The sequence below is a fragment of the Actinomycetes bacterium genome, from assembly GCA_024222295.1.
In the GTDB taxonomy this organism is placed as follows: Bacteria; Actinomycetota; Acidimicrobiia; order Acidimicrobiales; family Microtrichaceae; genus JAAEPF01.
The window spans coordinates 1-2,451 of record JAAEPF010000099.1 but is presented as its reverse complement, the minus strand read 5'-3'; the positions used below and the strand labels follow the sequence as shown (position 1 = coordinate 2,451).

Genomic DNA, 2,451 nt, shown 5'->3' with positions numbered 1-2,451 from the left:
GAGAGCGAGCACCCGCATGTGTCTCCCCTCACTGGCGTTCCACACGACTGCCACTCCAGCTGGCAGCTGAGGTCCTTCCGCTGGCGCCGGCTGCGCCGCGAGATCCTCCATGTCCACCGGTACCGGCACGTCTGCCGGCTATGGATCACCGCGCTCGAGGGCCTCCGGCACGTCATCCGGGGCCACCTCCGCCAAGCGCTTCAGCCGCGACCTGGTCGCGGTCATGTCGACATCCTCGGCGGTCTCTGCCGCTCGCACTGCTCCCGAACTGGAGCTCGCTCCTCCTGAAGGAGCCGCCACGCCGGAGCCTGATGCTACCGGCTGGCTCTCTCGCATGCGCGCCGCTGCGGCTGGCGCTGCTGCCGATCGGCTCGCGGCCGGCGCCGACGCCGCCGCTGCCACCGGCTCGGTGATCCTCCGAGCCGTCTTCGGCGGAGGGGTCCCTGCCGCGGCCGCTGCCGCTGGGCGGACTCTGGCCTCTTGGCCCTGCCTCCGCTCTCGATACTGGCCGGTCCTCTCCCGGCCTGCCTCCTCCGCGTCCAGCGCTTCGAAGATCCTCTTGCTGCACACCGCGTTGTGCGCGTGGCCAGCCAGCACCCGGCCGTGCCGAGCGATCGAGATGCACCCTGGGCATCCCGGCGTTGCGCCCAGCCGCTCGATGTCCGCCTTGAGGACGTACATCCTCCTCGGCGCCTGCGGCTGCGGCGCCACCACCACGATTGGTGGCGGACCGACCTCTCCAGGTCCGACGATGGCCCGCGGCGCGCTTGCCGCACGCGGAGCCACGTCCCACGGCAGGCCCTTCAGGCCATCCCAGCCCGCCGTGATCCACTTCTCGCTCTGCGGCAGGCTGCGAAAGCCGACCGCCTTCTTCACGCCGTCGCTCGTGATGACCATCATCGAGCCGTCGCGCGGGTGGTGGCCGATGTAGCGAGCCTCCACCATCTGCTCCTCCAGCGCGTTCTTCCTCGTGCGCTCCCCGGCGAACCGCACCATCAGGCGCTCACCGAAGAGCGGGACCGGCTTCCTCCACTGCCGTCCCGTGAGCCGCTGAAGAGCGGTCTTGCCGTCCTGGCCGCGCCGGTATCGGTTGATTACCGATGCGGCGTGCTCCGGCAGGTGCGCTAGCACCGGGTGCTTGTCCTCCACCTTGACGCCCAGCTTGGACTCCAGGTCCATCTTGAGCGCCCGCACCTGCTTCTTGATCTCGCGCACCGCGACCTCGATCTCCCCATTGGCCTGATGATCGGCTGGTGCCGACTCCTGGGGAATGGCCTCGAGGCCAGGAACCTCCTCCACCGCACGCCTCTTGACCAGCAGGATCGCTGGCTCGCCGTCGGACTTGTTGACGATCTTCCTGTAGCCCAGGATCCGTAAGAAGCGTGCGAAGAACTTGATGGCGTAGGCGTCGTCGCCCTTCTTCTCCACGAATGTCGCCGCCATCATCTTCGAGCGCCGATCCCTAAGGACCAGCATCGGCATGGTGTCCGCGTCGTCCTGGCCCATGAAGGCGTAGTCGGACGAGACCACCGGCACCGCTGTCTCGTCGTCCTCCGGTGCGCGAAGATGCGGCTGGCCTTGGCCCTTTGCCGCAATGCACACGCGACACCAGCTGCGGTAAGTCGCGTGTCCCATCGCCTCGTGCTCGGCGATCTCCCTCTGAGAGGGCTCATGAGGTGCCTTCAGCACCCTCGGGCGAGCCTCCTCCTCGCCCTCGTCGGCCTGCTGTCCATCAGGAGCAGCTGGCAAAACGTCGGCCGCGGCAGCTGCCGCTGGCTGAAAACCCGGCGGTCTCATGTCGGAAGGTCCCGACCCCGCCGCTGCCGCCCCTGCAGCCGATGCCGAAGGGGACTGCGGTATTGAGTCTTCCAGTGGACTTACGCCGAGGGCTGCCTCCTGGGGACTGTCCTCTCGAGGATCTCCAGCAGCTCCTCCTTCGACTTGCCGCTGAGTAGCTCCACCAGCTCGGACTTCGACTTCGCCGAAAATCCCTCCTCGAGAGGAGCAACCGAGCCATGTTGGCCCTTCTTGAGGTAGAAGTTGTAGACGCCCTGCTCGCGATAGACCGGCAGCATCTGGTGCTTCGCCGCCTTCGCCTCCTTCTCGAGCATGCCTACCACGCGCTTGCCGATTGGGCTCTTCTCGTGGAATATCCAGCCGCCATTGCGGCCTAGGAATGAACACTGTCCAGCTCCTGCTGCCTGCCCCACCGAGATCAACGGCTTGTGCACGTTCGTCACGCGTCCCTTGAGCGCTCGTAGCACTCCGTACTCGTCCTCCGCCTTGAGCTGCAAGCTGCCCTCGTCCGGGACGAGCTCACCACTGGCCGTACGATACGTGCTGCCGTTGCCCTTCATTTCCGTCGGCGGCGCGAAGCCCCGAGGGAAGGCTGAGACAGCTGCACCGCCGCCCCAGTTGAACGTCATCCAGTCGTCCTGCACGGAGGCGGAG

Annotated in this window: 2 protein-coding genes; both read right to left on the bottom strand. The window is 67.1% G+C overall.

The features are described 5' to 3' along the window. Positions 1 to 138 precede the first annotated feature (138 nt). Positions 139 to 1,635, bottom strand: a complete 1,497-nt coding sequence (locus GY812_17645; protein ID MCP4437305.1) for a hypothetical protein — start codon at positions 1,633 to 1,635, stop codon at positions 139 to 141. Between the two features lie 242 nt (positions 1,636 to 1,877). Then, the gene (locus GY812_17640; GenBank protein MCP4437304.1) at positions 1,878 to 2,426 is read right to left on the bottom strand and encodes a hypothetical protein; all 549 of its coding nucleotides are present in this window, start codon (positions 2,424 to 2,426) and stop codon (positions 1,878 to 1,880) included. Between the last annotated feature and the right edge of the window lie 25 nt (positions 2,427 to 2,451).

What these genes read in the sequence shown, in the direction of transcription:
- GY812_17645 (MCP4437305.1), bottom strand. Translation starts at nt 1,635, where the DNA reads ATGGGACACGCGACTTACCGCAGCTGGTGTCGCGTGTGCATTGCGGCA.
- GY812_17640 (MCP4437304.1), bottom strand. Translation starts at nt 2,426, where the DNA reads ATGACGTTCAACTGGGGCGGCGGTGCAGCTGTCTCAGCCTTCCCTCGG.